Origin of the sequence: Croceibacterium sp. TMG7-5b_MA50, assembly GCF_039830145.1 — a bacterium.
Taxonomy (GTDB): Bacteria; Pseudomonadota; Alphaproteobacteria; order Sphingomonadales; family Sphingomonadaceae; genus Croceibacterium.
In genome coordinates this window covers 2,066,607-2,091,262 of the sequence record NZ_CP156082.1, presented here as the reverse complement: position 1 = coordinate 2,091,262, position 24,656 = coordinate 2,066,607, and the positions used below count along the sequence as shown (strand labels likewise).

23 protein-coding genes and 1 other annotated feature are annotated in these 24,656 nt (G+C 69.8%); of the genes, 11 read left to right on the top strand and 12 right to left on the bottom strand.

Annotated features, from left to right (window positions below):
* Positions 1–8 precede the first annotated feature (8 nt).
* The 3 genes from V5740_RS09960 to V5740_RS09950 all read right to left on the bottom strand — a co-directional run bounded on the left by V5740_RS09960 (position 9) and on the right by V5740_RS09950 (position 3,115).
* Positions 9–1,184, bottom strand: a complete 1,176-nt coding sequence (locus V5740_RS09960; protein ID WP_347302326.1) for a GGDEF domain-containing protein — start codon at positions 1,182–1,184, stop codon at positions 9–11.
* Positions 1,185–1,256: 72 nt separating this feature from the next.
* Positions 1,257–2,252: a GTP cyclohydrolase II gene (ribA, locus tag V5740_RS09955; RefSeq protein ID WP_347302325.1), complete on the bottom strand. Its 996-nt coding sequence runs from the start codon at positions 2,250–2,252 to the stop codon at positions 1,257–1,259.
* A gap of 65 nt (positions 2,253–2,317) precedes the next feature.
* A complete protein-coding gene (locus V5740_RS09950) occupies positions 2,318–3,115 on the bottom strand; it encodes an exodeoxyribonuclease III (protein WP_347302324.1) in 798 nt (265 codons plus the stop codon).
* 90 nt (positions 3,116–3,205) lie between these two features.
* Between V5740_RS09950 and V5740_RS09945 the strand changes: the two genes are divergently transcribed.
* Positions 3,206–5,905, top strand: coding sequence for a M1 family metallopeptidase (locus tag V5740_RS09945; protein ID WP_347302323.1), 2,700 nt, complete (start codon positions 3,206–3,208; stop codon positions 5,903–5,905).
* 145 nt (positions 5,906–6,050) lie between these two features.
* Here V5740_RS09945 and V5740_RS09940 read toward each other — a convergent pair whose 3' ends face one another.
* Positions 6,051–7,628, bottom strand: coding sequence for a helicase HerA-like domain-containing protein (locus tag V5740_RS09940; RefSeq protein WP_347302322.1), 1,578 nt, complete (start codon positions 7,626–7,628; stop codon positions 6,051–6,053).
* A 77-nt stretch (positions 7,629–7,705) separates the two neighbouring features.
* Here V5740_RS09940 and pabB point away from each other — a divergent pair, with 77 nt between their 5' ends.
* Both pabB and V5740_RS09930 read left to right on the top strand, forming a co-directional pair.
* Positions 7,706–9,502, top strand: coding sequence for an aminodeoxychorismate synthase component I (gene pabB, locus V5740_RS09935; protein ID WP_347302321.1), 1,797 nt, complete (start codon positions 7,706–7,708; stop codon positions 9,500–9,502).
* On the top strand, positions 9,499–10,674 hold the full coding sequence (locus tag V5740_RS09930; protein ID WP_347302320.1) for a pyridoxal phosphate-dependent aminotransferase: 1,176 nt from the start codon (positions 9,499–9,501) through the stop codon (positions 10,672–10,674). The genes pabB and V5740_RS09930 overlap by 4 nt, the downstream gene beginning before the upstream one ends.
* Positions 10,675–10,677: 3 nt before the next feature.
* On the opposite strand, the gene V5740_RS09925 is transcribed toward V5740_RS09930, so the two are convergent.
* On the bottom strand, positions 10,678–12,174 hold the full coding sequence (locus tag V5740_RS09925; RefSeq protein WP_347302319.1) for a SulP family inorganic anion transporter: 1,497 nt from the start codon (positions 12,172–12,174) through the stop codon (positions 10,678–10,680).
* Between the two features lie 68 nt (positions 12,175–12,242).
* Positions 12,243–12,298, bottom strand: a sequence feature (sul1 is cis-regulatory element that is thought to sense ions involved in sulfur or methionine metabolism; They are found in Alphaproteobacteria).
* A gap of 45 nt (positions 12,299–12,343) precedes the next feature.
* Positions 12,344–13,468 (bottom strand): UV DNA damage repair endonuclease UvsE, encoded by a 1,125-nt coding sequence (uvsE, locus tag V5740_RS09920; protein WP_347302318.1) that lies wholly within the window; start codon positions 13,466–13,468, stop codon positions 12,344–12,346.
* 61 nt (positions 13,469–13,529) lie between these two features.
* Between uvsE and V5740_RS09915 the strand changes: the two genes are divergently transcribed.
* The 4 genes from V5740_RS09915 (at position 13,530) to V5740_RS09900 (ending at position 15,594) form a co-directional block, all read left to right on the top strand.
* Complete coding sequence (locus V5740_RS09915; RefSeq protein ID WP_347302317.1) at positions 13,530–14,183, top strand: RNA pseudouridine synthase; 654 nt, start codon at positions 13,530–13,532, stop codon at positions 14,181–14,183.
* On the top strand, positions 14,176–14,580 hold the full coding sequence (arfB, locus tag V5740_RS09910) for an alternative ribosome rescue aminoacyl-tRNA hydrolase ArfB (protein ID WP_347302316.1): 405 nt from the start codon (positions 14,176–14,178) through the stop codon (positions 14,578–14,580). Before V5740_RS09915 ends, arfB begins: the two co-directional genes overlap by 8 nt.
* Before the next feature lie 125 nt (positions 14,581–14,705).
* A complete protein-coding gene (gene rpmG, locus V5740_RS09905) occupies positions 14,706–14,873 on the top strand; it encodes a 50S ribosomal protein L33 (protein WP_347302315.1) in 168 nt (55 codons plus the stop codon).
* Between the two features lie 79 nt (positions 14,874–14,952).
* The gene (locus tag V5740_RS09900) at positions 14,953–15,594 is read left to right on the top strand and encodes an outer membrane lipoprotein carrier protein LolA (RefSeq protein ID WP_347302314.1); all 642 of its coding nucleotides are present in this window, start codon (positions 14,953–14,955) and stop codon (positions 15,592–15,594) included.
* A 226-nt stretch (positions 15,595–15,820) separates the two neighbouring features.
* Here V5740_RS09900 and V5740_RS09895 read toward each other — a convergent pair whose 3' ends face one another.
* Positions 15,821–16,738 carry a prephenate/arogenate dehydrogenase family protein gene (locus tag V5740_RS09895; RefSeq protein ID WP_347302313.1) on the bottom strand — a complete coding sequence of 306 codons (918 nt, stop codon included), beginning with the start codon at positions 16,736–16,738 and terminating at the stop codon, positions 15,821–15,823.
* Positions 16,735–17,844, bottom strand: coding sequence for a histidinol-phosphate transaminase (gene hisC / locus V5740_RS09890; RefSeq protein WP_347304499.1), 1,110 nt, complete (start codon positions 17,842–17,844; stop codon positions 16,735–16,737). Before hisC ends, V5740_RS09895 begins: the two co-directional genes overlap by 4 nt.
* Positions 17,845–17,926: 82 nt before the next feature.
* Here hisC and V5740_RS09885 point away from each other — a divergent pair, with 82 nt between their 5' ends.
* From V5740_RS09885 to V5740_RS09870, 4 genes are all read left to right on the top strand, one after another.
* Positions 17,927–19,048 (top strand): homoserine O-acetyltransferase, encoded by a 1,122-nt coding sequence (locus V5740_RS09885; protein WP_347302312.1) that lies wholly within the window; start codon positions 17,927–17,929, stop codon positions 19,046–19,048.
* Entirely contained in the window at positions 19,045–19,476 is a 432-nt protein-coding gene (locus V5740_RS09880; protein ID WP_347302311.1) for a GNAT family N-acetyltransferase, read from the top strand. The genes V5740_RS09885 and V5740_RS09880 overlap by 4 nt, the downstream gene beginning before the upstream one ends.
* Positions 19,473–20,060: a methionine biosynthesis protein MetW gene (gene metW, locus V5740_RS09875; protein ID WP_347302310.1), complete on the top strand. Its 588-nt coding sequence runs from the start codon at positions 19,473–19,475 to the stop codon at positions 20,058–20,060. The genes V5740_RS09880 and metW overlap by 4 nt, the downstream gene beginning before the upstream one ends.
* A gap of 83 nt (positions 20,061–20,143) precedes the next feature.
* Complete coding sequence (locus V5740_RS09870) at positions 20,144–21,172, top strand: hypothetical protein (RefSeq protein WP_347302309.1); 1,029 nt, start codon at positions 20,144–20,146, stop codon at positions 21,170–21,172.
* On the opposite strand, the gene fdhD is transcribed toward V5740_RS09870, so the two are convergent.
* Genes fdhD through V5740_RS09850 form a run of 4 tightly spaced genes read right to left on the bottom strand, consistent with a single transcriptional unit; the run spans position 21,155 to position 24,648 of the window.
* Positions 21,155–21,931 carry a formate dehydrogenase accessory sulfurtransferase FdhD gene (gene fdhD, locus V5740_RS09865; RefSeq protein WP_347302308.1) on the bottom strand — a complete coding sequence of 259 codons (777 nt, stop codon included), beginning with the start codon at positions 21,929–21,931 and terminating at the stop codon, positions 21,155–21,157. The genes V5740_RS09870 and fdhD overlap by 18 nt on opposite strands.
* The gene (locus V5740_RS09860) at positions 21,921–22,463 is read right to left on the bottom strand and encodes an NTP transferase domain-containing protein (protein ID WP_347302307.1); all 543 of its coding nucleotides are present in this window, start codon (positions 22,461–22,463) and stop codon (positions 21,921–21,923) included. The genes fdhD and V5740_RS09860 overlap by 11 nt, the downstream gene beginning before the upstream one ends.
* Positions 22,460–23,299, bottom strand: coding sequence for an S-formylglutathione hydrolase (gene fghA, locus V5740_RS09855; RefSeq protein WP_347302306.1), 840 nt, complete (start codon positions 23,297–23,299; stop codon positions 22,460–22,462). The genes V5740_RS09860 and fghA overlap by 4 nt, the downstream gene beginning before the upstream one ends.
* Positions 23,296–24,648, bottom strand: coding sequence for an MFS transporter (locus tag V5740_RS09850; protein ID WP_347302305.1), 1,353 nt, complete (start codon positions 24,646–24,648; stop codon positions 23,296–23,298). The genes fghA and V5740_RS09850 overlap by 4 nt, the downstream gene beginning before the upstream one ends.
* Between the last annotated feature and the right edge of the window lie 8 nt (positions 24,649–24,656).

Below are 24,656 nucleotides of genomic sequence, written 5' to 3'. Positions count from 1 at the left end.
CGATCCGGTCAGCAGGCGTGGGCGAAATCGACCGGCGATGCCAGTTCGATCCGGTTGCGCCCGCTGGATTTCGCCGCATAGAGCGCGCGATCGGCGGCGGACAGGAGGCCGGAGAGGCTGGTGCCATCGGCGCCATGTTCCGCCACGCCGATGCTGACGGTGGCCCGCAGCCCGGGGAACCGCGGATCGCTTGCGACCGCCTGCGTGAATGCCTTGGCGATGGCCTGGCCGACCAGCCTGGATCGCTGCGCCCCATGGTCCGGCAGCAGCGCGGCGAACTCCTCCCCACCGATCCGGGCGAGTACGGCGTCGCCGCCCGCCTTCGCCTGCGCCGCGCGGGCGAACAGGCGCAGGATCTCGTCCCCGGCCGCATGTCCGAAGCGGTCGTTGATCGACTTGAAATGGTCGAGGTCGAAGGCCAGCAGAGCGGTTTGCCGGCATGCGGGCGCGTCGCGGACGATGCGCTCCCCTTCCTCGAAGAACCAGCGGCGATTGGCGAGGCCGGTCAGGTAATCGGTGCGCGATGCGCCGAGCACGTGGTTGTGCGCCTCCTCACGCACCAGGCTCAGCAGCGCCATCGGCAAGCCGACGGAATACAGCACGCCTTCATACATGGTCGCCTTGGCGACGATCGTCAGGGCATCGGGGCCGAAACCCGCCGCCACCAGTGGCAGGATGGTGGCGCGGGCGACGTAGAACAGGGCGTGACCGCCGCTGACGGCGACGATGACGTGCCGTGATCGCAAGGCGCGCAAAAGGTAGCTGCCGTGCACCTCGCGCGCGGTCATCGCGCACACCGCCGCGATCGGCGCGGCGCTGATGTAGTTCCACAGCGAAGCCTCCCACGCCGATCCGCCGATCGTCCAAATAACTGCGAGGAGCAGGATGAGGGCGACGGAGGCGCGGCGATATGTCCGGCCGTTGATGATCGCCACCGCGTTCAGCACGACCAGATAGCCCGCCGTCAGGACCAGATTGCCGAGCGCCGCGCCCATCGCCGCCGGGAAGTGCGCCCGGGCCGAAGCGATCGCGCAGCCGAGCGCCAGCACGCAATAGCCGGTCGCCGCCAGCCGCAGCTCGCGGCCACGCTGCGGATGCGCGTGCCGTTCCCACAAGGTCAGCCCCGCGCTGAGCAGCAGCGTGCCGATGGCGAGGTAATAGAGAGTAAGAAGGTCGAAATGCATTGCTCACCCCCCAAGCCCGAAGGCCGGATTGGGGCAAATTTGCAAATTTCTGCTTAACGGTTCCGCCCGCCGCTATGTCAGCAGGTGCCCTGCCGCATCGCGTTTCGTGGTGAGGTAGCGGTGATTGTGCGGGTTTCCGGGCAGTTGATGGGGGACGCGTTCGGTGACGGTGACCCCGGCGGCCTGCAATGCGGCGAGCTTCGCCGGATTGTTCGTCAGCAGGCGGATGGTGCGTGCGCCCAGCAGGTCGAGCATGCGTGCGGCAACCGGGAAGTCGCGCGCTTCCGCCGGCAGGCCGAGGCGGATGTTCGCTTCCAGCGTGTCGAAGCCCTGATCCTGCAGGCGGTAGGCGCGCATCTTGTTGACGAGACCAATGCCGCGCCCCTCCTGCCGCAGATACAGCAGCACGCCCCAGCCGCCCGACGCCGCCTCCGCCGCCATGGCGTGGAGCGCGGCGTCGAGCTGCGGGCCGCAGTCACAGCGCAGGCTGCCCAGGATGTCGCCGGTCAGGCATTCGGAATGCAGCCGCACCAGCGGCACCCGCTCGCCCGACTGACGGCCGATGACGAGTGCCACATGCTCCCGCAGGTCGTCCGGCGCGCGGAACACGGCGATTTCCGCCTCCTCCGCCTGCGCGACTGGCAGCCGGGTGCGAGTGGCGAGGAACAGGCGGCCGGGGTCCTGCAGCACGGCAAGGTCGGCGGGGGCGACGGTGACCGGCTCCGCCGCGGGCTCCGCATCGACCAGGAAGGCGGGCAGGATGCCGGCGATCCGCGCCAGTTCCAGCGCCGCCGCCGCACCGTCCGCCCATGGCAGCGCCTCGCTGGCGAAAGGGCCCTTCAGCGGGGTCGCCAGATCCAGCGCCGGGTCGGCGATGGCGCGGGCGCTGACAAGGTCCACCGGCGCGATGTCGCGGATCAGCACGGGGGCGTGCGGATCGGCGGCATCGCGCTGGTTAGCGAGCTTCAGCGTGGCGGCGCGGGCGGCCGACAGCAGCAGGCGGGGCGCGGCGGCGCGGTCGTCGGGCGCGGTCTCCACCGGCAGCAGCGGCGGCGTGCCGGGCAGCACGATCGGCCAGCCATGGCGCAGCGCATCGACCGCCTGCGCCGCCCGCCTGCCGGAGCCGGCGTCGCTCAGAGCGCGAACTCCGACACCAGCGGCACATGGTCGCTCGGCCGGTCCCAGGCGCGCGCCGTTTCCAGCACGCGATGATCCACCATCGTGGCGGCAAGGTCGGGGCTGGCCCACATATGGTCCAGCCGCCGCCCGCGATCGTTCGCCTGCCAGTTGGGGGAGCGGTACGACCACCAGCTGAAATAGCGCGCCGGAGCCGCGATGTGCTGCCGCCCGAGGTCGACCCAGCCATGCGCGGCGCGGAACCGTTCCAGCGCCTCCACCTCGATCGGGGTGTGGCTGACGACCTTCAGCATTTGCTTGTGGCTCCACACGTCGGACGGCAGCGGGGCGATGTTGAAGTCGCCCACGATCAGCGTCGGGCGGTCCACCCGTTCGGCCCAGCGGGTCATGCGTTCCACGAAGTCCAGCTTCTGGCCGAACTTCACGTTCTGCTCCCGGTCGGGGATGTCGCCGCCCGCGGGAACGTAGACGTTCTCGATCACCATACCGCGCGTTTCCGGGCCGGTCAGTTCGACGCCGACATGGCGCGCCTCGCCATTGTCCTGCCAGTCATGGCGGCTGATCTCCCGGATCGGCACGCGGGCGATCGTCGCGACGCCGTGATAGCCCTTCTGCCCGTGGATCACCTGGTGGGTGTAGCCCAGCGCGGCGAGGTCGGCGGCGGGGAAATGCTCGGCCGCGGTCTTGATCTCCTGCAGGCACAGGACGTCGGGCGCCTCTTCGCGGAGGAGGCGTTCGACCAGCGGCATGCGCAGGCGGACGGAATTGATGTTCCAGCTGGCGACAGTGACCATGGCCCGCCACCTAGGGTGCCGCTTGCGCGGGAACAAGCCTTGCGCCAATGACGGTTGCAATCGCAACATTCACGTGCCGGGAGACACCCGTTGAAGCGCCTGACCGCCCTTGCTCTTGCATCGATCGCACCGGCAGCGCTGCTGGCCGGCTGCGCCACCACCGCCACCGGCCCCAACGGTGCCCCGCTGGCCGCCAATGCCGCGCTGACCACCCAGCCGCTGCCCGCCAGCACCAACACCGACCTGCCGCGCACCGCGCGCCCGCTGCATTACAGCATCGACGTGGTGCCCGATGCGGCGAACCTCAGCTTCGTGGGGACGACGGCGGCGGACGTCGAGGTGTTCGAGCGGACGGACACGCTGGTGATGCATGCGGTGGACCTGACCTTTTCCGCCGCCCGCCTGCTACCCGCCGATGGCAGCGGCACCGCGATCCCGCTGCGCTGGACCGTCGATCCGGAGGCGCAGACCGTCAGCCTGAAGGCGCCGCGCGCGATCCAGCCGGGCCGCTACCGCGTGGACACCAGCTATAGCGGGATCATCAACACGCAGGCGAACGGCCTGTTCGCGCTCGATTACCCCGACAAGCGCACCGGCCAACAGGTGCGCGGCCTGTTCACCCAGTTCGAGGCGCCCGACGCGCGCCGCTTCGCGCCCATGTTCGACGAGCCGAGCTACAAGGCGACGTTCGACCTGGCGGCGACCGTGCCCACCGGGCAGATGGCGGTCAGCAACATGCCCGTCGCGGGTGAGCAGGATCTGGGCAACGGGACCAAGCGGGTGACATTCCGCACCAGCCCCAAGATGTCGAGCTACCTGCTGTTCTTCGGCCTGGGCGATTTCGAGCGGGTGGCGAAGCAGGCGGCTGATGGAGTGGAGGTCGGCATCGTCGCCCCCACCGGCAGCGGCACGCAGTCCGCCTACGCGCTGGATACGCTGGCGCCGATGGTCGGCTACTACAACGACTATTTCGGCGTGAACTACCCGCTGCCCAAGCTCGACAACATCGCGGGCCCGGGCGAATCGCAGTTCTTCGGCGCGATGGAGAACTGGGGCGCGATCTTCACCTTCGAGCGCATCCTGCTGGAGGATCCGGCGGTCGCCAGCGCCGCCAGCCGGCAGCAGCTCTACACCACGCAGGCGCACGAGGTGGCGCACCAGTGGTTCGGCAACATCGTCACCATGGCATGGTGGGACGATCTGTGGCTGAACGAGGGCTTCGCCAGCTGGATGGAGACCAAGGCCACCGACCACTTCAACCCGCAATGGCATGCGCTGCTGAGCCGGGTGGGCGGACGCGAGGGCGCGATGGATCTGGACTCGCTCGCATCGACGCACCCGGTGGTGCAGCCGATCCGCACCGTCAGCGAGACGAACCAGGCATTCGATGCCATCGCCTACCAGAAGGGCGAGGCGGTGATCGCCATGCTGGAGGCGTTCGCGGGCGAGGATGTGTGGCGCGACGGCATCCGCCGCTACATGGCGGAGCATCAATACGGCAACACGGTCAGCGACGATCTATGGACCGCGGCGGAGGCGGCGGGCGCCGAGGGGCTGACCGACATCGCGCATGACTTCACCCGCCAGCCCGGCGTGCCGCTGGTAACGGCGGAGGCGACCTGCGCCGATGGCCGCACCCGGCTATCGCTGAGCCAGAGCGAGTTCAGCCGCGACCGCAAGGACGCGGTCGCCGCCAATCCCACCCGCTGGCGCGTGCCGCTGAACGTGCAGGTCGGCCGCACTGCGCCCGTGCGCGAGGTGTTGCAGGGGCAGACCACCATGGTCCTGCCCGGCTGCGGCCCGGTGGTGGTGAACGGTGGGCAGCTCGGCTATTTCCGCACGCTCTATTCCGCGCCGATGGTCGCCGACCTGGCGAAGGCGATGCCAACGCTGCAGCCGATCGATCAGCTCGGCCTGATGCGCGACAATTGGTCGCTGGCGCAGGCGGGTTACCAGCCGGCCGGTCCGGCGCTGGACCTGCTGTCGGCGATTCCCGCCAATGCCAACCCGGTGGTCAGCGAAAGCGCGGTGGCCCGCTGGGGCGCGGCCTATGCGCTGCTGGATACGGATGCCGACAAAGCGCGGCTGCGCGACCTGGCGGTCGCCAAGTACCTGCCGGTGCTGCGGCGGATGGGCTGGGAACAGCGCGCGAACGACACGGTGGCCGATGCGAATCTGCGGGCCGAGCTGATCGGGACGCTGGGCGACATGGGCGAGCCGACCGTGCTGGCCGAAGGCAGCCGCCGGTTGGCCGGGCTGGCGAGCGATCCGCGCAGCCTGGACGGTCCGCTGAAGGCCACCTGGCTGGCGCTGACCGCGCGCAACGCCACGCCCGAACAGTGGGAGTTGCTGGCCCGCCTCGCGAAGGAATCGACCAGCACCGTGGAGCGGCAGACCTATTACCAGCGGCTGGGTGCCGTCGCGGACGAGGCGCTGGCGCGTCGCGCCCTGGCGCTGGCGCTGTCGGGCGAGGCGGGCACGTCCAGCGCCCGCATCATCAGCGCGGTGGCGAGCGAGCATCCGGAGATGGCGTACGACTTCGCCATCGAGAACCGCGCGGCGGTGGAGAAGCTGGTCGATAACTCGGCCCGCGCCCGCTACTTCGCCGGGCTGGCCGCGCAGTCGCAGGACCCGGCGATCCTGAACAAGCTGGCGCTGCTGAGGTCCGGCACCCCGGCGGACGAGCAGGTGGCGATCGACCGCGTGGTCGGCGGGATCGAACAGCGGCTGGAAAGCGCGCCCCGCATGCGCGAGCAGATCGCCGGCTGGCTGCGGCTGGAGGCGCGCTGAACCTATGTTCCTCCCCACTTGTGGGGAGGTGGCAGCGGCCGCAGGCCGCTGACGGAGGGGCGGGCCGCCAGCGCGGCACATGCGGCCCGCCCCCTCCACCACCCTGCGGGTGGTCCCCCTCCCCGCAAGCGGGGAGGATGATCCGCTACCGCATCAGCCCGCCGATCAGGTTCCTGACAAAGCGCCCCGCCAGCGGGCCCATCAGGTCGCCGGCGATGGAGCCAAGACCGTTGGTCGCGGCATTCTTCATCGGGCTAGCGCGGCTGCGGCGGCCGCTGACGGCGCCCGCGGCGATTGCTCCGGCGGAACTCGCCGCTGCACCAGCTGCGCTTTTCGCTGCCTTGCCCCAGATCGAGGGCGACTTGCGCTCGCGCTTCATCACCTCGGCCTCGCCCCGTTCCGCCACCTCCTGCGCGGTCGCGGCGGCATCGGCGGCCTTCTGCGCAATGACCTCCGCCGCGCTTTCCCGGTCCACCACCCGGTCGTAGCAGCCGCCAATGGGGCTGGCCGCGCGGATGGCGGTCCGCTCCTCCGGCGTCAGCGGCCCCAGCCGGCTGCGGGGGGGCTTGATCTTCGTGCGCTGTACCATCGACGGCGCGCCATCGGGCAGCAGGGTGGAGACGAGCGCCTCCCCCACCTTCAGTTCCGCGATGGCGGTCGCCACGTTCAGCGCCGGATTGGTGCGGAAGGTTTCCGCCGCGGCGCGGATCGCCTTCTGGTCGCGCGGGGTGAAGGCGCGCAGCGCATGCTGCACCCGGTTGCCGAGCTGCCCGGCGATCTTCTCCGGAATGTCGATCGGGTTCTGCGTCACGAAATAGACGCCCACGCCCTTCGACCGGATCAGCCGCACCACCTGCTCAACGGTTTGCAGCAGCGCGGGATTGGCGTCGGTGAACAGCAGGTGCGCCTCGTCGAAGAAGAAAACCAGCTTGGGCCGGTCGAGGTCGCCCACCTCCGGCAGCACCTCGAACAATTCGGCGAGCAGCCACAGCAAGAAGGTGGCGTAGAGGCGGGGGGACCGCATCAGGCGATCGGCAGCCAGCACGTTGACGATGCCGCGACCGCCCTCGTCATGGGCGATGAAGTCCTCGATCTCCAGCGCCGGCTCCCCGAAGAACATGTCGCCGCCCTGCGATTCCAGCGCCAGCAATTGCCGCTGGATCGCGCCGACGCTGGCGCGGGTGACGTTGCCGTAGCGGGCGGACAGTTCCTTCGCATTGTCCGCCGCATGGGCCAGCATGGCGCGCAGGTCCGCCATGTCGAGCAGCAGCAGGCCTTCCTCGTCGGCGAAGCGGAAGACGATGTTCAGCACGCCTTCCTGCGTGTCGTTGAGGTCGAGCAGGCGGGCGAGCAGCAGCGGGCCCATCTCGCTTACCGTGGTGCGGACCGGGTGCCCCTGTTCGCCCCACAGGTCCCACAGCACCGCCGGCGCGGGCTCGTAGGCATAGTCGATAACGCCCAGCTCCGCCGCGCGCGCCTCCAGCGCTGCTGCGCTGCGGGCCGTCGGGCTGCCGGGCATGGCGATGCCGGACAGGTCGCCCTTCACGTCGGCCAGGAACACCGGCACGCCGGCGCGGCTGAAATCCTCCGCCAAACTCTGCAACGTCACCGTCTTGCCGGTGCCGGTCGCGCCCGCGATCAGGCCGTGGCGATTGGCGCGTGACAGGTCCAGCACCTGCCGTTCGCCGCCGTCCGCAGAGCCGATGAAGATGCCGTCTGCCATGCCTTGTCGCTCCTTCTCCGCGCCCTGCCTGCCAGTATGATAGACATGCGGGCAATTGCGGCTAGAGCATCGTGCCCATGGCCGCCTCCCACCCCTTCGTGCTGCTGGACGATGCCCGCGACAATGGCGCGGGCGCGGTGCTGCTGCGCGACCCGGTGCAGGTGTTCGTCGCCCGCACGGCCGACGAGGTGCTGCCGGTGCTCGCCGCCGCCGATTCTGCACGGCAGGGGCAGGGCGGGACGCTGGCGGGCTATCTCGCCTACGAGGCCGGACTGGCGCTGGAGCCGCGACTGGCGGACAGCGCCCCTGCGCGAAGCGGCGCGGCGGGGCCGCTGGCGTGGTTCGGCCTGTTCGTTGGCGGTGAGGCGATCGCGGATGTGCCGGGCTGGCTGGACGGGCAGGACAGCGGCATCGGTAGCGACCTGCCGGCGACGATCGGCCCGCTGGAGCCGGCGCGTCCCATCGGCGATTACCTCCAGGCGTTCGACCGGCTGCAGGAGGCGATCCGCGCCGGCGACATCTACCAGGCGAACCTGACCGTCCCGCTGGCGGGCGGCGCGACCGGCGATCCGTTCGCGCTCTACGCCGCGCTGCGGGCGGAGGCGAGGGGCGCGCATGGGGCGCTGGTGTTCGACGGCAGTCACTGGTTGCTCAGTTGCAGCCCGGAACTGTTCTTCGCCGTAGAAGGCGATGCGATCACCGCCCGGCCGATGAAGGGCACCCGCCCGCGCGGGCGTGACGCAGGCGAGGACGCGGCGCTCGCCGCCGAACTGGCCGCTTCCGCCAAGGAGCGGGCGGAGAACCTGATGATCGTGGACCTGCTGCGCAACGACCTCGCCCGCGTGGCGGCGGCGGGCAGCGTAGCGGTCAGTGACGCATTCGCGGTGGAGACCTATCCCACGCTGCACGCGATGACCTCCACCGTGACGGCCACGCTGGCGCCGGGGCAGGGCGCGGCGGACGTGCTGCGCGCGCTGTTTCCCTGCGGATCGATCACCGGCGCGCCCAAGATCCGCGCGATGGAGCTGATCGGAGAGGTCGAGCCCGACGCGCGTGGCCCCTATTGCGGCGCCATCGGGCTGATCGGGCCGGATCGGGCCAGCTTTTCCGTCGCGATCCGCACCGTGCGGCTGACGCCGGGGGAGAACGGGCGGCACCAGGCGGTGGCGGGCGTGGGCGGGGCGATTGTCGCCGACAGCGACGGCATGAGTGAATGGCGGGAGACCCAGGTCAAGGCCGGCTTCCTGCGCGGGCGCGCGGGCGGGCACGATCTGATCGAGACCATGCGCTTCGCACCCGATGGCGGGGTCGCGCTGCTCGGCCTGCATCTCGACCGGCTGGAGCGGAGCGCGGCAGCGCTTGGCTTCGCCTGTGACCGGGAGGCCATCGCTGCAGCGGTGGAACACGCGGCAGCGCATCTGGCGGCGCCTGCGCGGCTGCGGCTGGTGCTGGCCCGTTCGGGCGCGCTGGCCGTCACGAGCGCGCCGTTGCCGAGCCCGCTGGGCGAACCCGTGCCGGTGCTGGCCTTGCCGCTGCCGGTCGATCCCGGCGACTGGCGGCTGCGGCACAAGACCAGTGATCGCGGCTTCTACGCCGACGCGCTGACCGTAGCCCGTGAGGCAGGGGCGCAAGAGGCGGTGCTGGTGCGGCCCGACGGCTTCGTGACGGAGGGCAGCTTCACCAGCATCTTCGTCGAGCGGGACGGTCGGCTGCTGACCCCGCCGCTGGCGCATGGCCTGCTGCCCGGCATCGCCCGGCGCGCGCTGCTGGAGGAAGGCCGCGCCACCGAAGGCGCGCTGACGCTGGACGATCTTGCCGGCGGCTTCCTCCTCGGCAATGCCCTGCGCGGGCTAGTGCCGGCACGCCTCCTATGACCGACCGCCTCAGCCCCGCGCTTTCGCGCATCGCCGCCAGCCCGACCACCGCGATGACCGACCGGGCCAGTGCGCTCCGGGCGGAGGGGCGCGACATCATCAGCCTGTCCGTGGGGGAGCCGGACTTCGCCACCCCGCCGCATGTGCTGGCCGCAGCGCATGCAGCGCTGGACGCGGGCGACACCCGCTACACCCCCGTGACCGGCACGCTGGCGCTGAAGCGCGCGGCGGCGGAGCATTTCGCGCGCGACCTGGGCCTACCCACCGATCCGGCGCAGGTGATCGTGACGGCCGGCGGCAAGCAGGCGATCTTCGAGGCGCTGGCCGCCACCGTAGGACCGGGGGACGAGGTGATCGTGCCCGCGCCATGGTGGGTGTCCTACCCGCAGATGGTCCGCTTCGCCGGGGGCACGGTCGTGCTGCTGGAAACGCGCGCGGCGGATGGCTTCCGCTTTACCGGTGCGGAGTTGGAGGCGCTGGTCACGCCGCGTACCCGCTGGCTGCTGCTGAACAGCCCCGGCAATCCGACCGGCGCGGTGTTCCCTGCGGCCATGCTGGACGAGGTGGCGGACGTGCTGCGCCGCTACCCGCACGTGCTGGTCCTGTCCGACGACATCTACGCTCCGCTGATCTACACCGGTGCCCCGCACGTGACGTTGGCCGCGCGGCATCCCGATCTGGCGGACCGCGTCCTGACCGTGTCGGGCGTGTCCAAGAGCCACGCGATGACCGGTTTTCGCATCGGCGTCGCCACCGGACCCGCCTGGCTGATCGAGGCGATGGGCCGGTTGCAATCCAACGCCTGCGGCAATCCCGCCTCCATCAGCCAGGCGGCGGCGGTGGCGGCGTTCGCCGGGCCGCAGGACTTCCTCGGCCAGTGGCGGGAGGTCTTCCGGCGGCGGCGGGATCAGGTGGTGGCGGCGGTGAACGCGGTGCCTGGCCTGTCCACGCCCGTGCCGGACGGGGCGTTCTATTGCCTGGTCGATGCCGCGCCGCTGGCGGACCGGTTCGGCGGGGATGACAACGCGCTGGCGCTGCACCTGCTGGAACATGGCGTGGCGGTGGTCGCGGCCAGCGCCTTCGCCGGGCCGTTCGGCTTCCGCATCAGCTTCGCCGCGGACGAGGTGGTACTGGCAGAGGCGATGCGGCGGATCGGCGCGGCGCTGGCGTAAGGCTCAGTGCGGCGTGGCGCCGAGCTCCACGCCCGTCTTGTCGTGCAGCGCGAAGCGGTCGACCAGGTCGGCGCTGGCGCGGTTGTAGCCGGTGACGGTGACCTCGCGCCCCTCCCGCCGCAGCCGGTCCACGATCCGGTCGAGCGCGCCGACAGCCGAGATGTCCCAGAAATGCGCGGCGGTGACGTCGATCAGCACCTGCCGGGCAGGCTCCGCGCCCTGGAAGGCGCGGGTGAAGCGGTCGACGGAGGCGAAGAAGATGTTGCCTGCCACACGGTAGGTCGCCTGCGCCCCGTCGGCTGACAGTTCCCGCTCGACCCGGAACATCCGTTGCACCTTGCCGGCGAAGAAGATGCCGGACAGCAGCACGCCCGCCAGCACGCCCAGCGACAGGTCGCGGGTAGCGACGACCACGCCCATCGTCGTCAGCATGACCGCGGACGAGGTGGCCGGGTGGCGGCGCAGATTGGGGATCGAGTTCCAGCTGAACGCGCCGATCGACACCATGATCATCACCGCCACCAGCGCCGCCATGGGGATGCGCCCCACCAGCGGGCCGAGCGCCGCCAGCAGGAACAGCAGGAACGCGCCCGAGACGAAGGTCGACAATCGACTCCGCCCGCCGGCGGTGACGTTGATGATGGATTGCCCGATCACCGCGCAGCCGCCCATCCCGCCGAACAGGGCGGCGACGATGCTGGCGCCGCCTTGCCCCGCGCATTCCTGCCGCTTGTCGCTGCCCGTGTCGGTCATGTCGTCGATGATCTGCGCGGTCAGCAGTGATTCCAGCAGCCCGACCACCGCCATGGTCAGCGAATAGGGCAGGATGAGGCGCAGCGTTTCCAGGGTCAGCGGCACGCTGGGCAGGGCAAGGCTGGGCAGGCCATCGGGCAACTGGCCCATCTGCCCCACCGTGTTGACCGGCAGCCCCAACCAGATGCTGATCACGCTCAGCACCACGACCGCGATCAGCGTGGATGGTACCGCGCGGGTCAGGCGCGGCATGCCGTAGATGATGGCGAGCCCGCCCGCGACCAGCGCGTAGGTCTGCCATGTGACGCCGACCAGTTGCGGCACCTGGGCCAGGAAGGTCAGGATGGCGAGCGAGTTGACGAAGCCGGTGATGACCGATCGCGACACGAACTGCATCGCCAGGTGGAAGCGCAGCAGCCCGGCAACGATCTGGATCACGCCCATCAGGATCGTGGCGGCGAGCAGGTACTCGACGCCGTGATCGCGCACCAGCGGTCCCACCAGCACCGCGACCGCGGCGGTCGCGGCCGAGATCATGCCGGGCCGCCCGCCGATCAGCGAGATGGTGATGGCGATCACGACGGAGGCATAGAGGCCGACGCGCGGATCGACCCCGGCGATGATCGAGAAGCCGATCGCCTCCGGAATCAGCGCCAGCGCGACGACGATGCCGGCCAGGATGTCGGCGCGGGCGGCGGCGGCGCCAGTGAACCACTGGCGGCGATAGGCGGGCAGATCGATAATCATCGGCGAAGTCCACAACAGGGCACGGGCGCCACCACGGGGAGTGGCGCATCACGGGCGATCGTGCATGTTGTTGTCCGGCGGATCGGCGGCCGGAATAGCCACCCGGAATCTCACCGGGTCCTTGCGAATGACGGCCCCTTAGCCGCCTGACCCGCCCTTTGACAATCGCCTACTCCGCCGCTTCCGCCAGCCCCTCGTCCACATCGGCCTCGTCCTCCGCATCGGCGTTCGCCTCCACCAGCGCCTCGTCCGCCAGGGCGGCGTCGGTGATGCCGAAGCGCGCGGCGACGTCGGGGGCGTAGCGGACGAGGTCGCCGCGCAAGCGCAGCAGCGACAGGTCCTTGCTCTTGCCCTCCAGCATGACGTCGAACACGAGGCCTTCCGCCATGCGCATGAAGGTGGCGAATTCGAACGGATTGGTGAAGTCGGCATGGCCGGTCCAGACCGGCGGGCGCAGCACCGTCTTGATGCGGGCGCCGGGCTTGGGCTTGTTGAGCAGCAGCTCGCCCTTCTTCGGCTTCTTCCCCGCCACGATCTTCTGCTTGATCTCCCGCAGTTCCGTGCGCGGCGAAGAGAAGTGCATCTTGGGCCGGCAGCCGTCGGGCCAGGTGTTGATGAACTTCTCGAACGTGTCGCGGATTTCCAGCCGTTCGGGATTGAGGCACCAGAAATGCTGGTAGTCGAACACCAGCCGCACGCCGGTACGTTCGTGGATCCACAGCGCGTCGGCGGCGGAAAAGCGGATGTCGTCGTTTTCCAGCACCAGACGGCGGCGCACATGTTCCGGGCACTTGTCCCAGCCTTCGATCCAGCGGGCCCGCGACGCTTCCGGATCGCCATAGACGCCGCCGACATGGGTGATCATCACCGCCTCGTCATCCAGCTCCATCCGGTCGAGCATCTCGGCCTGGCTGGACAGGTCCCAGATGCTCTTGGCCGTCAGGTCCGGGTCCGGCGAGTTCAGCAGTACGTACTGGCTGGGGTGGAACGACAGGCGGATACCCAGGCTTTTCGCCTTGGCGCCGAACGCCCGCAGCTCCGCATCGGATTCCGCCACCATGGAATGGAACTGCGGCATGTCCGGGTGCGTGGCGTAGGGCGCGATGTCCGACGACAGCCGGTACATGTCGATCCGGACCTTCGCGAGGTAGTCCAGCACCTTGTCCAGCAGCTCCAGCGAGCATTTGAGGTGCGGATCCTTCTGCCAGCGGCGGGTGTCCTGCGTCTTGATGCCGGGGCGCCCCATCACCTTCACGGGGAAGCCGAGGCGCATGGGCTGGGTCGGATCGGTCATGCGCGTGCAACGCCCGCGCCCGGCATATCGGTCCTGCGAAAAGGCTGTTAAGGGCGCCGCCATGACCCTGCCGATCCTGTTCGAAGATGCCGAGGCCCTGATCATCGACAAGCCTGCCGGCCTGTCCATGGACCGGCCGCGCGCCGGCGGACCGGCGCTGACCGACCATCTGGACGGGCTGCGGCTGGGGTTCCAGCGGCCGCCCGCCGCCGTGCATCGGCTGGACACCGATACCTCCGGCTGCCTGTTGCTGGCACGCAATCCCAAGGCGTTGAAGCGGTTCGCCGCCGCGTTCGAGGCGCGACTGCCGGTGAAGCGCTACCTTGGCGTGCTGGCGGGCGTGCCGACCGAGCAGGAGGGCGTGGTCGAGCTGAACCTTTCCAAGATCAGCAGCGCGGAAGGCGGCTGGCGGATGATCCCGGCGAAGAAGGGCAAGCCGGCGCTGACTCGCTGGCGCGTGCTGGACGTGCAGGGCGGCCGCACCCTGGTGGAGTTCCTGCCGGAAACCGGCCGCACACACCAGATCCGCGTCCATGCGGCGAGCGGCATCGGCATCCCCCTGCTGGGTGACCCGGTCTATGGCCAGAAGGGCAGCGCGCGGCGCACCCTGCTGCATGCCGCGGCGCTGATCATGCCGCGCGAGGGCAAAGACCCGGCGGCGGCCATCGCCCCGCTGCCGCACGACTTCGTCGCGCTGGGCTTCGCCGATGGATGACGTCGTCGCCCGCGCGCTGGCGCTGGCGAGCGAAAGCTTCGTCACCGCCAGCGGGCCGGGCGGGCAGAACGTCAACAAGGTGGCGAGCGCGGTGCAGCTGCGCGTCAACATCTACCAATTGCGGCTGGCGCCGGAGGTCTTCCACCGGTTGAAGGGGCTGGCGGGCAGCCGGCTGAGCGCGCGCGGCGACATCCTGATCGATGCCCGGCGCTTCAGGACGCAGGAGGCGAATCGGGCCGACGCGCGGGAGAGGTTGGCCGCGCTGATCGCGGAGGCGCTGGTCGCGCCCAAGACGCGGGCGAAGAGCCGGGTGAACCGCGTGGGCAAGACGGCGCGCCTCGCCGGCAAGAAGGCCCGTGGCACGGTGAAGGCGAACCGCGGCAAGGTGGAGTGGTAGCCGCTTTTCCTTGACTCACGGCGGCCCTTGCAGCACAGGCGCGCCCGATGGGCGGCGCTTCCATGCGTCGCCCGTACTGTTTTGGCGGGGCGCCCCCGCTGCCTCAAGTTTACGGAATTGGACCCATGGCGAAGCCCGCAACCGTCAAGATCCGGCTGAACTCCACGGCCGACACCGGTTTCTTCTATGTCACCAAGAAGAACCCGCGCAACACGACCGAGAAGATGACCTTCCGCAAGTACGATCCGGTCGCGAAGAAGCATGTCGAGTTCAAGGAAGGCAAGATCAAGTAATCTGCCGGCTGCGACGGGAATACCCCGCCGCGGCAAGGATTCAGGTGCGGTTCAAAGCGCGAAGCACAGGGCCGCACCCATGATCACCCGTACTTTCCTGCTGTCCGCCGCCGCCTTCGCGCTGGCGGCCCCCGTGGCGGTTCTCGCCCCCACTGCCCCCGCGATTGCCCAGAACAGGGTGGATCAGCGGGATCAGGTCGTCGCCGCGCTGCGTGCGATCAGCACCATGCAGGCCGACTTCACCCAGACCGATCGCGCCGGGCGCACCGTCAACGGCACGCTGACGCTGAAGCGGCCGGGCCGCATCCGTTTCCAGTACAGCCGCGACGTCAACATGCTGGTCGTGTCGGACGGCCGCGCGCTGACGCTGGTCGATTACGACGTCCGGCAGGTGCAGCGCTGGCCGATCAGCAATTCGCCGCTGGGCGCGCTGCTCGACCCCAATCGCGACGTGCGCCGCTATGGCCGGCTGGTGCCGACCGGCAATCCCAACGTGCTCAGCGTGGAGGTGAAGGATCCGGCGAAGCCCGAATACGGCACGATCACGCTGGTCTTCACCCGCGATGCCGGTGCGCCGGGCGGGCTGGAACTGACCAGCTGGGTGGCGCTGGATGCCCAGAACACGCGCACCACGGTGCGCCTGTCGAATCAGCGGTATGGCATGAACGTGCCGGACCGCACCTTCACCTATAACGATCCCCGGCGTTCCCAGCGGCGCTGATAGGCGCCCTTGATCGGGGGCAACATATCGTAACACCCACAGCCGCCTCATTCATCCTGCCGCAAGCCCTGCGGCCTATAACGAATGAACAAGGCGCGGCGCGGCAGGTTTCCCCCCTGTTGCCCTGCTGCTTGCCACTAGCGTCTTGCGAAGCGTGACGAACGCTCGAAAACGGAACCCCCGTCCCACAGCCCCCGGGACGGGGGTTTTTCGTGTCCGCCGCCGATCAGCCGCCCTTGCCGTGGTCGCTGCGGCCGAAATCAGGTCGTGCATCGTCCTGCCCGAAGGCCACGATGGAGCGACGCACCGACCGGGTGCGGGTGAACAGGTCGAACATCGTCTGCCCGTCACCGGCGCGAATCGCTTCTCGCATCAGCGCGAGGTCGGTCAGGAACGTGTCGAGCATCCCCAGCACCGCGTCGCGATTGTTCAGGAAGACGTCACGCCACATGGTGGGATCGCTGGCGGCGATACGGGTGAAGTCGCGGAAGCCGCCCGCGGAAAACTTGATGACCTCGCTACGGGTCACCTGCTCCAGATCGCTGGCGGTGCCGACGATGGTATAGGCGATCAGGTGCGGGATATGGCTGGTGACGGCCAGCACCATGTCGTGATGCGCCGCGTCCATGCATTCGACCAGCGCGCCCAGCGCTTCCCACAGGGCGACCAGTTCCGCCACCTTGTCCGCAGGAGCGTCGGCCGGTGGGGTCACGATGCACCAGCGCTGCTGAAACAGGGTGGCGAAGCCCGCTTCCGGCCCGCTGTTCTCCGTACCCGCGACGGGATGCGCGGGGATGATGCAGCGGCCGGGCAGGGCGGCCTGCAGCGCCTGCGTCACCGTCACCTTGGACCCGCCGACATCGCTGATGATCGTATCGGGGCGCAAGCCCGGCAGCATGGCCGCCGCCGCCGCGCCCATCGCGCCCACCGGCACGCACAGGATTACGAGGTCCGCCCCGGCCACAGCCTCGGCGGCGGTGTCGTGCATCTGCGCCACCAGCCCCAGCTCGGTGGCGCGGCGGCGCACGTCGGGGTCGGCATCATGCCCGCTGGTGACGACACCCGGCAGGAAGCGCTGGATGGCGAGGCCGACCGAGCCGCCGATCAGCCCCAGGCCGATGATCGCAACATGGCCGATGCTCATGCCGCCGCATCCGCCAGCCGGGTCAGGATGCCGGCGATCGCATCCATCTGCTCCGCCGTGCCGATCGTAATCCGGAGGCCATGCGGCAGGCCCTGCCCGGGCAGGTGGCGCACGATGTAGCCCTGCTCCGCCAGTCCGGCCAGCGCGTCGGCCGCGGTCAGCCGGCCTTCGAACAGTACCAGCACGAAGTTCGCCTCGCTCGGCACGGCGCGCAGGCCATGATTGCCGAGCGCCACGATCGCCGCGACGAAGCGGGCGCGTTCCGCCGCGTTGTGCTCGCGCGAGCGGCGCACGAAATCCTGGTCAGCCAGAGCTGCCAGGGCAACGGCCTGCGCCCCGCGATTGACGTTGAACGGCCCGCGAATGCGGTTCAACGCGTCGATCACCGCCGGCGCGCCATAGCCCCAGCCGACCCGCTCCCCCGCCAGCCCATACGCCTTCGCGAAGGTGCGCGTCACCAGCACGTTGTTCTGCGCGGCGGCGAGCGCCAGCCCGAAATCGTCATCGTCCGGCGCGACATATTCGGCATAGGCCTGGTCTAGCACCAGTAGCACATGCGGGGGCAGCCCGGCATGCAGCCGCGCGATCTCGCCTGCATGGAGGTAGCTGCCCGTGGGATTGTTCGGGTTGGCGACGAACACCACGCGCGTCCGCTCCGTCACGCAGGCCAGCAGCGCATCGACATCGGTGCCGTAATCGGCATCGGGCGCCTCCACCGGGGTCGCGCCGCAACGCTGCGCGGCGATGGGGTAGAGCGAAAAGCCATAGCGGACATACAAGACCTCGTCCCCCGGCCCGGCGAAGGCACTGGCGGCCAGCGTCAGCAGCTCGCCCGAACCGGTGCCGCATACGATGCGCGCCGGGTGCAGGCCGTGCAGTTCCGCGATGGCCGTGCGCAACGCGGTCGAGTCCGGATCGGGGTAGAGGTGCGCCGGTCCCGCATCCGCCCGCGCTGCATCGGCGGCGGGGCTGGTGCCGAGCGGGTTCTCGTTCGCGGACAGCTTCACCAGTGGGCGCCCGTCCGCCCCGGCGCTGCGGCCGGGGACATAGGCGTGGATCGCGGCGATCCACGGCTTCATCTGCGGGGCGGTCGGCTGCGAGGGCATGGGATCGGTCACGGCGCCACCGCATAGTCACCTTGCGCGCCGATTGACAGCCCGCGTGCCAGCGCCCAAGTCGGCGCGCGAAATGGCGACCGCGCGCCCCCTGCCTCTCACCAGCCTGCAGCTGCCCCATCCCCTCCCGCTCGACAGCGGGCAGGTGCTGCATGGCGTCACCATCGCTTACGAGACCTACGGCACTCTGGCGCCGGATCGCGGCAATGCCGTGCTGGTGCCGCACGCGCTGACCGGTGACCAGCACCTCGCCAGCCAGCATCCGATCACCGGCAAGCCGGGCTGGTGGGCACGGATGGTTGGGCCGGGCAAGCCGATCGACACCGACCGCTTCTTCGTGATCTGCGCCAATGTCATCGGCAGCTGCATGGGGTCGAGCGGGCCGTCCGCGCCGCACCCCGACGATGGCCTGCCCTATGGCATGCGCTTCCCCGTCATCACCATCCGCGACATGGTGCGCGGCACAATCGGCCTGCTGGACGCGCTGGGGATCGAGCGGCTGCACGGTGTCGTCGGCGGGTCGATGGGCGGCATGCAGGCGTTGAGCCTGGCGGCCAATTTCCCCGATCGCGCCGGGCGGATCATGGCCATCGCCACCACCGCGCGCCATTCCGCGCAGAACATCGCCTTCCACGAGGTCGGCCGGCAGGCGATCATGGCCGATCCCGATTGGCAGGGCGGCGAATATTACGGCACCGGCCGTTCGCCGGACAAGGGGCTGTCGGTCGCCCGCATGGCGGCGCACATCACCTACCTGTCGGAAGCCGGCCTCACCGGCAAGTTCGGCCGCCGCTACCAGGCGCGGCTGGACGGCACGGCGGGTGGGCGTTCGTTCGGCTTCGACGCAGATTTCCAGGTGGAAAGCTACCTCCGGCACCAGGGCCTCGCATTCACCGACCGGTTCGATGCCAATTCGTACCTCTACATCACCCGCGCCACCGACTATTTCGACTTGGCGGAGGAGCATGGCGGCAGGCTGGCGGACGCTTTTGCCGGCACGCGGGCGCGGTTCTGCGTCGTCAGCTTCGACACCGACTGGCTGTACCCCACTGCCGAATCGCGCGCGGTGGTGCACGCGCTGAACGCCGCCGCCGCCGCGGTCAGCTTCGTGGAGCTGAGCGCCCCTTATGGCCATGACAGCTTCCTGCTGGACGTGCCGGCACTGGACCGCGTGGTGAAGGGCTTCCTGGAATGACCGAGCTTCCCGCCGGGTACGAGATCATCGGCGATCAGGCCCGGATCGATGCAGTGGCGGCGCACGCCTATTTGACGCGCAGCTACTGGTCGCCCGGCATCGCCTTCGACATCGTGGCGAAGGGTATCCGCAACAGTCTGTGCGTGGCGGTATTTAACGGTGATGCGCAGGTGGCGATGGCGCGGGTCGTCACCGACTACACCACCATGGCCTATCTCGCGGACGTCTATGTGCTGGAGGAGCATCGTGGGCGCGGCCTAAGCCATGCCATGCTGGACTGGCTGCACGCCCATCCCGACCTGCAGGGCCTGCGCCGCTGGGTGCTGTTCACCGCCGACGCCCACGCGCTCTACGCCGCGCATGGCTGGACGGCGCACCCCCATCCGGAGCGGTTGATGGTTCGCGTCGATCCGGCAGCCTTCGCATGAGCCTGCGTCCGGACCTTGCCGTGATCGCCCGCCATGTCGCGCCCGGCACCCGCGTGCTGGATGTCGGCTGCGGCGAGGGGGAGTTGATGGCGGAGCTGCAGGCGAGCCGGCAGGTCGATGCCCGCGGGCTGGAGATTGACCCCGTCGCGGTGGAACGCTGCGTCGCGCGCGGCCTGTCCGCGGTGCAGGGCAACGCCGACCGCGATCTCGCCGATTACCCCGACAGGGCGTTCGACTATGCCATCCTGTCGCAGACACTGCAGACTGCGCGCCGGCCGGACCTGTTGCTGGATCAGCTGCTGCGGATCGGCGATCACGCCTTTGTCAGCTTCCCCAACTTCGCACACTGGCGCAACCGCATGGCGCTGCTGTGGCGGGGCCGGATGCCGGTAACGCGGCACCTGCCGGTCACCTGGTACGAGACGCAGAACATCCACCACCTGACCGTCGGCGATTTCGACGAATTGCTCGCGCAGTTGAACGTCACCACGGAACGCCGCTGGTTCTTCGCGCATGATCGGGAGATCGGGCCAGGCGGCGCAAACTGGCGGGCGGAATACGCGGTGTACCTGCTGCGGCGCTGATTGTGCAGCTGCGAAGACTGGCAGAAGACGCGGCGGCGGTGTAGGCAACGTCGCGGATCGGCCGATGCTTTGATGGGGGCGTGATGCACGACATGCTTGTGGCGACGTGGTTCGTCGCAGACCAGCAGGGTGAAGGCACGTGGTTCCCGCAGATCGGCGGCAATTCGGCCGATGCCGGGGCGAAGGCGATCTACTGGCGGTGCGTGGTCACGTTCTACGCCACCAGCCTGGCGCACAACCCGCACAATCCGCACGCCTTCTTCACCAACACCGACCTCCCCAGCGTGGACGGCGTGGACATCGCCGCCCTGTTCGCCCGTTGGGAGGTGGAGGTGATCCATGTCCCTATCACCTACCGCATCCCGCTCGGTCGCGTGGATAGCTGGGGCAACCAGTTCTACATCTTCGACATCATCGATTTCTGCGCGAACAGCGGCCGCTGGCCATCCGCCGTGATCCTGGATTCGGACGTCGTGTGGACTTCCCCGGCCCAGCCGCTGGAACGGCAGGTGCTGGCAGACGGCGTGGTCAGCTATGTCCACGATCTCGACGCCTACCCCGCCGGCACGCCGATCAACGGCGTCATGCGGGAGGATCTGGCCCGCTTCATGGCGCGCCATGGCGGGCCGGTGCAGGACACGATCGTCTATTGTGGCGGGGAGATCTTCTGCGCCACGCTGCCCGCGATGCGGCGCATCGCCGAACAGGTGCCGCCGCTGTGGCAGGCGATCCTGGCGGGTGAACCGGACGCACCCAAGGAGGAGGCGCATCTGCTGAGCCTGCTCTATATCATCGACGGCTATCCGCTGGGCAACGGTGACGCCTTCATCAAGCGCATGTGGACGACCTTCAAGTATCACGACGTGGTGCCGGGGGACGAGCGGCTGGCCATCTGGCACCTGCCGGCGGAAAAGCGCAGCGGCTTCCCCGATCTGTTCGCCCGGCTGGTGGCGCACGGGCTGGAGAAGAAGGCTCCGGCGGAACTCGCCGTCAGTCGGGAGGAGATGGGCCGCATCTTCGGCATCCCGCGCCGTTCGCCATCCAAGTGGCTGCGCGACGTGCGCAGCAAGGTGGCGGAGCATGCCGGCCGGCGACTAGCCCGCGCGCGCTGACCCCTTCACCACTTCCAACACGCTGTCGGGACGCGCCAGGCTCCACAGGGTGAGGCCGGCAGCACGGGCGCGCGCCTCCGCCAGGCTGGTGGGCAGGGAGATGGTGACCAGCGTCGTCGCACCCGCGCGCACCGCCTTCTCCACGATCTCGTACGAACAGCGCGCGGTGGACAGCACGAACCCCGATGCGGCCGACTGCCCGGTGGCGGCGAGCGCGCCGACCAGCTTGTCGAGCGCATTGTGCCGGCCGACATCTTCCCGCACGGCGATGATCGTGCCGTCCGCCTCGCACAAGGCGGCGGCATGGGCGGCGCCGGTGGCGCGGGTCAGCGGCTGGTGATCGCGCAGCGCCGCCAGCGCGGCGAAGATGGCGGTGGGCGGGATGGCGTTGTGCGCGGCGACCGGCGGCAGGGGGCGGGCGACCGCCTCCAGGTTCTCGATCCCGCACAGGCCGCACGAACTTTCGGCCACCCGCGCGCGCACCCGGTCGGTCAGTTGCGCGATGCCGAGGCCGGCCAGCTGCGCCCGCACGATCCAGCCGGCGGGCACCTCCGCCACGGCAAGGTCGGTCACGTCCCGCGGATCGCCGGCCAACCCCTCCGTCAACGCGAAGCCGAGCGCGAAGTCGGTAAGGTCGGCCGGCGTCGCCATCATCACGGCGTAGGACAGGCCGTTGAATTCCAGCGCGACCGGCGCCTCCGGCACGAAGGCCCGGTCTATTGCGCGGGTGGTGCCGTCGGCGCGGTGTTCAACCGCCACCCCGCTGCTCCAGCTGGGCGAGGTCGGCGGGCGTGTTGATGTTGGCGGGGGAGGCCGGCAGCGTCACGGGGCGCGCACCGCATGCCTCGACGAAGGCCATCATCGCATGGCTGCCATCGCCGGCCAGCAGCTCCTCCAGCAGCAGCGCATCGGCGGGGCGCCAATGGCCGACGACCGGCTGCGTCGCGAGGTAGGCGGGGGCCGGCCCCAGCAGCGCCGGCAGGTCGGCCGGCAGGTCCAGCGTATCGACGCCGATCGTCAGCACGCCGGCATAGCCCTCGTCCTGCGCATGGCGCAGGCCCGCGAGGAGGCCGCCGAGCGGGCCCATGCCGGATCGCGGATGGTCGGGCACGGTCGGGGCGGGCGCCTCCGCCCGCCCGGCGACGATCACATGCTCGCACCAGCCGCTCAGCAGGTCGACCGCATGGGCGAGCAGCGTGTGGCCCTGATACTCGGCCAGCGCCTTGTCGCTGCCGAAGCGGGTGGACAGCCCACCGGCCAGGACCACGCCGAGAGTCATGGGGGGCATCATGCGTTCAGCCTTTCCGCGTGCCAGGCGACATGATCGGCCATGAAGCTGGAGATGAAGAAGTAGGAATGATCATAACCCGGCTGCAGCCGGATCGTTGCCGGAATGCCCGCCCGCTCGCACGCGGCCTGCAGCAAATGAGGCTTCAGCTGTTCATCCAGGAAATTGTCGGCCGTGCCCTGGTCCACCAGCAGTTCGGGCAGGCGGGCGCCATCGTCAATTAGCGCGCAGGCATCGTAGGGGCGCCAGGCGGCGCGATCTGGCCCCAGATAGCCGGTCAGCGCCTTGTCGCCCCACGGGCAATCGAGCGGGCTGGAGATCGGGGCGAAGGCGCTGGTCGATCGGAACCGGCCGGGATTGCGCAGCGCCACCGTCAGCGCGCCGTGCCCGCCCATCGAATGGCCGAAGATGCCCTGCCGCGCCATGTCCGCCGGGAAATGCGTGGCGACCAGCGCGGGCAGTTCCTCGTCCACATAGGTCTTCATGCAGAAATGCGGCGCCCATGGCGCCTGTGTCGCATCGACGTAGAAGCCGGCGCCTTGGCCCATGTCCCACGCCGGATCGTCGGCCACCCCGTCGCCGCGGGGCGAGGTATCGGGCGCGACCAGGATGATGCCGTGCGCGGCGCAGGCGGCGCGGTACTCGCCCTTGTCCATCACATTGGCATGCGTGCAGGTGAGGCCCGACAGATAGAACAGCACCGGCAGTTTGGCGCCGGGTTCATGCGGCGGGACGTAGACGGCGAAGGTCATCGGCGTGCCGGTCGCGCTGCTGGTGTGGCCATATACGCCCTGCACGCCGCCATGGCTACGCGCGGTGCTGATTGTCTCGATCGTCATGGGATGGCTTCGTCCTGTTCGGGGTCGGTCAGGGGCAGCAGCCACAGCAGCGCCGCGCCGCATACCGCACCGACTGCCATGATCGCGGCCACCACCGGCAGCTCGGCGTCGCCCAGCGCGGTGAACAGCAGGCCGGCGACGATCGGGGAAGCGGCGGCGCCGGCGCGGCCGACGCCCAGTGCGATGCCGCTGCCGGTGCCGCGGGCATAGGCGGGGAAGCCGCGGGCGAAGGCGGCGTAATAGCCCACGATGGCGGCGTTGAGGAAGAACATCGACGCGAAGGTCAGCGCGCGCCAGCCCCACAGGCTGTCCGCCCCCGTGCCGAAGCCGACCACCGCCGCGGCGCCCAGCAGCGATGCGGCGATCGTCGGCCCCTTGATGTCGAACCGCCGCAGGAACAGGCCGAACAGCGTCCCGCCGATCGCCCCGCCGATATTGGCCCAGGTCAGCACGCTGGCGGCCTCCGGCTGGCTGAAGCCCGCATCGGCGACGATCGTCACCGCCCATTTCAGGATGAAGTAGAAGGTCAGCGTGTGGCACATATAGCCGAGCGAGAGCAGCACGGTGACCCGGCGCAGCGCTGGCTTCGCCAGTACGTCGCTGGCGCGCGGCCGGGCGTGGGCGGGGGGCGGCGGGGGCAGGTCCGCGATGGGCGGCTGGCGCAGGCTGCGGAGCGACCGGTTGATGCGGGCAAGGGCATCAGGCGGGCGCTTGGCGGCGAAGAAGGCCGGCGTCTCGGGCACCAGCAGCACGGTCAACGGGATCATCGCCGCGGTCGCCGCGCCGCCGAACAGGAACACCGCGCGCCAGTCATATTCCACCAGCAGCCAGCCCTGTGCCGCGAAGCCGCCGATCACCGCGCCCAGCGGGTAGCCGATGACATAGATCGCCAGCGCCTGCGCCCGCGCCGCCCGGCTGGTGCATTCGGCGGTGACCGCGTTGGTCGCCGCCAGCATGCCCCCGATGCCCAGCCCGGTCAGCAGCCGCCAGGCGATCAGTTCGGGCACGCTGCCGACAAAGGCGGCCATGAACATCCCGGCGGTCATCACCAGCAGGCATGACAGCAGCATCGTGCGCCGGCCCAGCTGGTCCGCCAGCCCGCCCAGAAACAGCGATCCCAGACCCATGCCGACCAGTTCGGCGGACAGCACCACACCCAGCGCGTCGGGCGGCAGGCCCCATTCCTGCCGGATGCCCGGCCCAGCAAAGGCGCTGGCGAGCACGTCGAAACCGTCGAGCGCGTTCAGCAGCGTCATCAGCGCGACCACGATCCACTGGCGCGTGGTCATGGGATTGCCGTCGATGACCGTGCGCGGATCGGTCGGCGCCACGCCTGTTGCTGCTACCATGTGCCTGC